We start from the raw sequence: 6436 nt of genomic DNA, 5'->3' as shown, positions 1-6436 counted from the left end.
CCACCTACACCAAGGAACGAAAAAGTGACAAGATATCTCAATTTCCTCTTCCGGGGGGTGGAGATCCTGATGGCCGTACTGCTGGCCGTCATGGTTCTCCTGATGTTCCTCAATATAATCCTGCGTTTCGTGTTCTCTACCGGATTCGTATGGTCGGAAGAGATAACACGCTTGTCCTTTATCTACCTCGTCTACCTGGGCACCGTCGCTGCTTTCCGTGATAACCGGCACCTCGGCGTGGACACCTTGCTTGAACATGTTCCACCGATGGTCCAAAAGGTTCTCTATGCGGTAGTCCAGCTCATCATCATCTGGGTGATGTGGCTGCTCGTTCAGGGAAGCTGGGATCTTGCCGTGCAGGCCCGAAACGACGTGTGGGTTGCCACCCAATACCCGCGATCGCTCATCTCAGGAGTGGGCGTCGTCACCGGCGCCGCGGTTCTGCTCATCGCGCTGGGGAACCTGTACCGGTTGCTGGTGCTGAAGAGCCCTGTCGCTGACTTGCTCGCAATCAAAGACGATGACGAAACCAGTGCTCCCGGCACAAGAACCTCGATTGACTAGGAGTATCTGACATGAAGGTTCTTGCACCCTTATTCGGGTATCTCATTGGTTCCATCGCAATCGGTGTCCCGATTGCATTCGCGCTGCTTTTCGCCTCTGTCGCCACCGGCATGCATATGGGCGGAAGCTCAGGCAACCCGCAAATCATGGCTGCGCAACTACTGCGCGGCACTGACTCGGTCGCCATGATGGCCCTGCCGTTCTTCATTCTCACCGGTGAGTTGATGAACCGTGGCGGCCTCACTCACCGCATCATCGCCCTTGCCAGCGCCACCGTCGGGCGTGTGCGTGGTGGTCTGGGTTACGTCGCTATCCTCTCCGCCCTGTTGTTCGGCAGTCTGGTGGGTTCGGCTGTGGCCAGCACGGCAGCACTGGGTGCAATCCTCATCCCGATGATGGTCAAAGACGGTTATAACCGTGAACGCTCCGCCGCGCTCATCGCCTCTTCGAACCTCGTCTCACCGATCATGCCGCCATCGGTGCCGCTGATCATTTACGGTGCTGCCGCAGGGGTTTCCATCAAGTCCCTGTTCCTGGCCGGTGTCGCTCCCGCGCTTTACCTGACGATCGTGATGTTCATCGTCTGGTACTTCATTGCACGCTCAAAAGAGAACATCCGATCGGAGATCCCGCGTGTAGGGGCCCGGGGACTGGCCAAGCTGGCTTACCAGGCAATTTGGGCGCTGCTGCTCCCGGTGATCATCCTGTTCGGCCTGCGCAGCGGAGTGTTCACGGCTACAGAGGCCGGCGTGGTGTCCGTCGTCTACGCGCTCATCATCGGCGTGTTTGTCTACCGCGAAATCAATGTCAAGGAAGCTTTCGCGGCGTTGAGGTCCGCGGCTAAAGTGTCCGCGGTGGTCATGTTCCTTGCTGCTGCAGCCCAGGTTGCGGCTTACTACATGGCGATTTCCGGCGTACCGGCAGTGCTCACACGTTCCCTGGGCGGGCTCGTCGACAACCCGACACTCCTGATGATCGTGCTGCTGATGTTCATTATTCTTCTGGGACTGGTACTCGACGTGGTGCCCACCATTCTGATCGTCACCCCAATCGTCCTGCCACTGCTCAACGCCGCAGGAATTGACCTGATCTATTTCGGCATCGTCTTTACCCTGGCTAACGTCATCGGCCTGAACACACCCCCTGTTGGGCCATCCTTGAATGTGGCTGCTGCTGTAGGGAACGTCAAGGTCGGCGCGATTATCCGGCCCACGCTGCCCTACCTCCTGGCACAAACGGCACTCGTGATCGTCATGGCCCTGATCCCCGAGCTGATCCTGACGCCACTCGGATGGCTCGATCCCAAATAGGCCCTTGCCGGCTCTGACCGGGCCGGAAGCTGGCACAGCAGCAACGGTTCCAGCTCCGGCCCCAGTTGATCCATCAGCTGACGGCACCTTTAGTTCCACTTCTCAACAACACTCAATATCCGAAGGACAACCAGTGAAGATCACCGACGCACGGGTAGTGGTTTCGTCACCCGGACGAAATTACGTCACGCTCATCATCGAAACCGAGGACGGCACCACAGGTATCGGTGACGCTACGCTGAACGGCCGTGAGCTGGCCGTGGCCTCCTACCTGTCCGAGCACCTCTGCCCGCTGCTGATCGGTCGGGATGCCCGTCGCATCGAAGACACCTGGCAGTACTTCTACAAGGGCGCCTACTGGCGCCGCGGACCGGTGACCATGACGGCGATCGCCGCAATCGACGTCGCGCTGTGGGACATCAAGGGCAAGGCTGCCGGCATGCCGGTCTACGAGCTCCTCGGTGGGGCCGCGCGGGAGGGCGTCATGGTTTACGGCCATGCCAGCGGATCCACTCTTGAGGACCTCAGCGCTGACTTCCAGCACCACCTGGATCTCGGCTACAAGGCCATCCGCGCCCAGGCGGCAGTTCCCGGTCTGGAAAAGACCTACGGCATCGCTCCTGTGGACGGCAAGCTCTACGAGCCCGCCAGCGGCAACGTCCCCCAGGAGGACACCTGGGAGACGTCGGCATACCTGGACTTCGCACCGAAAATGATGGCCCACATCCGTGAAGAGTTCGGCTACGGTACCCACGTCCTGCACGACGTTCATCACCGCCTCTCGCCGATTGAAGCAGGCAGGCTGGGCGCCTCCTTGGAGGAGTACAGGCCCTTCTGGATCGAAGATCCCACGCCGGCCGAGGACCAGTCAGCGTTCCGCCTGATCCGCCAGCACACCACCACACCCATCGCCGTGGGTGAGGTCTTCAACTCCATTTGGGACTGCCAGCAGCTGATCACCGAGCGGCTCATCGACTACATCCGCACCTCCGTGTCGCACGCCGGCGGCATCACCCACCTGCGCCGGATCTTCTCCCTCGCCGATTTGTACGGCGTGCGCTCCGGATCCCACGGCGCGGGCGATCTCTCCCCCGCCTCCTTCGCCGCTGCCCTGCACGTGGACATGAGCATCCCCAACTTCGGTATCCAGGAATACATGGGCCACAGGGAGCCGGCCAACGAGGTGTTCAGCACGTCCTACACCTTCAAGGACGGGTACATGCATCCCGGAGACGCACCGGGAATCGGCGTGGAGTTCAACGAGGAAGCGGCCGCCCGCTTCCCCTTCGACCCGAAATACCTCCCCATCAACCGGCGGCTCGACGGATCGGTGCATGACTGGTGAACACTACAGCACAACGCCACTCCACACCGGAACCGTTCGACGTCGTCGTCATGGGGGAAATCCTGGTCGAGGTAGCCACCGACGTGGCCTTCGCCCATGGCGTGCCCGCCCAGCTCGGCATCTCCGGTGACGCCCTCAACGTCGCCGCTGCAGCTGCTGCGGCCGGCGCCCGCGTAGGGCTCCTGTCCGTCCTGACCGATGATGACCTGGGCAAGGCCATCGGTGACCGGATCGTTGAACTCGGCATCTCACCGGACCTCCTGAAGTTCCGGGCCGGCCAGCAGGGCGTCTACCTGGTTCACAGCGACCCTGACGGCCAGCGGGAGTTCTCCTACGCCCGCAGCGGCAGCGTGGGATCCGGGCTGGGCCCCGACGACGTGGACCCGGCGGTTATCTCAGCTGCCGGCGCAGTAATTGCCGGCGGCATTGCCTGCGCCATCTCGGAATCTTCCCGGGCTGCAGTTCTCAAGGCCGCCGCGGTCGCCAGACGCTTTGTGTTTGACCCGAACTTCCGCCCCCGGCTGACCTCAGCTGAGGATGCGACGTCGGTGCTCCTGCAGCTGGCGCCGCGAACCTTCCTGGTCACCCCGTCGTTCCCCGGCGAAACGTCGGCACTCCTGGACAGCTCCACGGCGGCCGGGGCCGCCGCCAGGCTGCGTGACCTCGGCGCAGCCAATGTCGCCGTGACCTGTGGAGCGGAGGGAGTCCACCTCGAAGGCGAAGACCTCGACACTACGTGGATCGACTCCATACCTGCACCCGCGGTCGTGGACCAGACCGGGGCAGGCGACGCCTTCGTCGGCACGCTGACCGCACGTATCGTCCTGGGCGACACCCTCCCCGTGGCGGCCCGGTACGGCGCGGCAGCAGCTTCGCTGGTCGTAGGCGGCAAGGGCGGGACGGGATTTATCCCCACCTTCGAACAGACCCGCGCCCACGCTGCCGGACCGGCTGAAGGAGCATTACCATCACACGCCTAAGCGCAGCCGCCCTTGCCGCCACCAACGACGACGGCCACCGTCCGCTGCTGGCCCCCGGCACCCTCCGTCCCGGTATTGTTCACCTCGGCCTGGGCGCCTTCGCCCGCGCGCACACCGCGGTGTTCACCGAAGACGCCATGCTCGCGGACGGCTCGTCCGACTGGGGGATCGTTGGGGTGACACAGCGTTCTGACACAGTGGCGCGCCAACTGGCGCCTCAGGACGGACTCTTCACCGTGGCTGAGCGGGGCAGCGGAGCCGCGCCACTCCGAGTGGTCTCCAGCATTGTGGAGGCAATCTCCGGCAAAGACCACCCCGAAACCGTGGTGGATCGGATTGCCGCCGCCACGACGCATGTGGTGACGCTGACCATCACCGAAAAGGGCTACAGGATCGATCCGCACACGGGATCGCTCAACACCGGTGATCCGCAGGTGCGGGGAGACCTCGCCGGCCACCCGCCGCAGACCGCCATCGGGCAGCTCACCCGGGGCATCCAAGCGAGGAGCCGCACGGGGGCAGGGTTCCTTACTGTGGTCTCTTGCGACAACCTTCCCGGCAACGGGGAGCTGACCGAGAACCTGGTCCGGGCTTTCGCCGCCGCCCTTCCCGGGGAGGAAGCAGAGCCCCTGCTGGCCTGGCTGGACGGTAACGTGACATTTCCGAGCACCATGGTGGACCGCATGGTCCCGGCCACCACCGGCGCAGACCTTGACGCGATCGAACGTGAACTCGGCCTGCGGGATGAAGCTGCCGTGGTGGCAGAGCCCTTCATGCAATGGGTCATTGAGGACAACTTTGCCGGGGACCGTCCGGCCTGGGAGAAGGCCGGTGCGCTGTTCAGCAACGACGTCGCCGCATGGGAGGCAGCCAAGCTGCGCCTGCTCAACGCCAGTCACTCCCTGCTGGCCTACCTCGGCCTTGCCACGGGCATGGAAACCATTAGCGACACCGTCGAGGAGTCCTCCTTCCGCACGGCATGCCAGCTGATGTTGACCGAGAACGCTCTTCCGACCATCAGCCTGCCTGACGGCTTGGACGGCGCAATCTACTGCGATCGGATTCTGGAGCGGTTCGCGAACCCTGCCCTGGGCCACACCACCGCCAAGGTGGGCAGTGACGGATCCCAGAAGATCGGTTTACGGCTGCTGAGCACAGTCCGCGCGAACCTCGACGCCGGCCGGGAACCGCGGTGGGCAGCGCTCGCCGTTGCCGGCTGGATGCATCACGTAGCCACCGCTCCCGCTCAGGAACTGAACGATCCCCTCGTGGCGGAACTCCTGGCTGTCCTGCCAGCAGAGCGCTCCGCCGTAACGGTTGTTCCCGCGCTGCTTTCCATGAGAAGCATCTTTGACGAAGAACTCGCGGCCAACGCGACCTTCACCCGGCTGCTCACCCACTGGTACCGCATCATCGAAACCCACGGCCTTAACGGGCTGAGAAAAGAGATCAACAATGGCTAGTGCCACCAGCGTCCTTCACGTATCGCCCGTTATCCCGGTAGTGACCATCGAAGAACCCCAACACGCCGTTCCCCTTGCAAGGGCACTGGCCGACGGTGGCGTCCGGATCATCGAGCTCACGCTCCGCACTCAAAGCGCGCTGGAGTCGCTGAAGCGCATAGCCAACGAAGTGCCGGACATCCTGCTGGGGGCCGGCACCATTCTCACGCCTGGCCAGGCAGACGCAGCGGTTGCCGCCGGGGCGCAGTTCCTGGTCAGCCCCGGCGTGACCCCATTCCTGCTGGATCATATGTTGGACCTCGATGTCCCCGTTCTGCCCGGCGTGGCGACAGTGGGCGAGGTCATGGCCGTGCTGGAACGTGGGCTGGACACCATGAAGTTCTTCCCCGCCGGACCGGCTGGCGGCCCGGACTACCTCGCCGCCATTGGAGCGCCCATCCCCCAGGTGCAGTTCTGCCCCACAGGAGGTATCAGCCTGGAAACCGCACCGGAATACCTGAAACTGCCGAATGTAACCTGCGTGGGAGGCAGCTGGCTCACCCCCCGCAGCGCGATCGAAAACCAGGACTGGCAGCAAATTACCGCTCTCGCACAAGGAACCGCCTCCCTCAAAGCGGAGTGACAAGATTATCGGTGAACTATTCCGGACGGTGCAGGTTAGTCGTTCCTAGAACTGCTCCGTGAGGTTAGCCGGCCCCCGCCGGTCCTGGCAAACGCAACCTTCCCGTAACCCGGCCTTCGCCAGAGTCCCAATACTGCATCAATTGCAGCAAC

Annotated in this window: 6 protein-coding genes; all 6 read left to right on the top strand. The window is 63.2% G+C overall.

All coding sequences use genetic code 11. From position 1 onward, the window contains the following. A partial coding sequence (locus RIN13_RS19850) for a TRAP transporter small permease (RefSeq protein WP_309109035.1) occupies positions 1 to 564 on the top strand: 564 nt, incomplete at its 5' end. A gap of 11 nt (positions 565 to 575) precedes the next feature. After that, positions 576 to 1874 carry a TRAP transporter large permease gene (locus tag RIN13_RS19845; RefSeq protein WP_309109034.1) on the top strand — a complete coding sequence of 433 codons (1299 nt, stop codon included), beginning with the start codon at positions 576 to 578 and terminating at the stop codon, positions 1872 to 1874. Between the two features lie 133 nt (positions 1875 to 2007). Then, positions 2008 to 3219: a D-mannonate dehydratase ManD gene (gene manD / locus RIN13_RS19840; protein ID WP_309109033.1), complete on the top strand. Its 1212-nt coding sequence runs from the start codon at positions 2008 to 2010 to the stop codon at positions 3217 to 3219. Positions 3220 to 3269: 50 nt separating this feature from the next. Continuing rightward, on the top strand, positions 3270 to 4199 hold the full coding sequence (locus RIN13_RS19835) for a PfkB family carbohydrate kinase (protein ID WP_309109036.1): 930 nt from the start codon (positions 3270 to 3272) through the stop codon (positions 4197 to 4199). A gap of 119 nt (positions 4200 to 4318) precedes the next feature. Further along, entirely contained in the window at positions 4319 to 5662 is a 1344-nt protein-coding gene (locus RIN13_RS19830; RefSeq protein ID WP_309109032.1) for a mannitol dehydrogenase family protein, read from the top strand. Further along, on the top strand, positions 5655 to 6284 hold the full coding sequence (eda, locus tag RIN13_RS19825) for a bifunctional 4-hydroxy-2-oxoglutarate aldolase/2-dehydro-3-deoxy-phosphogluconate aldolase (RefSeq protein ID WP_309109031.1): 630 nt from the start codon (positions 5655 to 5657) through the stop codon (positions 6282 to 6284). The genes RIN13_RS19830 and eda overlap by 8 nt, the downstream gene beginning before the upstream one ends. The last annotated feature ends 152 nt before the right edge of the window (positions 6285 to 6436 follow it).

Origin of the sequence: Arthrobacter sp. (genome assembly GCF_031179985.1) — a bacterium.
Taxonomy (GTDB): domain Bacteria; phylum Actinomycetota; class Actinomycetes; order Actinomycetales; family Micrococcaceae; genus Arthrobacter.
This window is presented reverse-complemented; position numbering and strand designations above follow the sequence as displayed.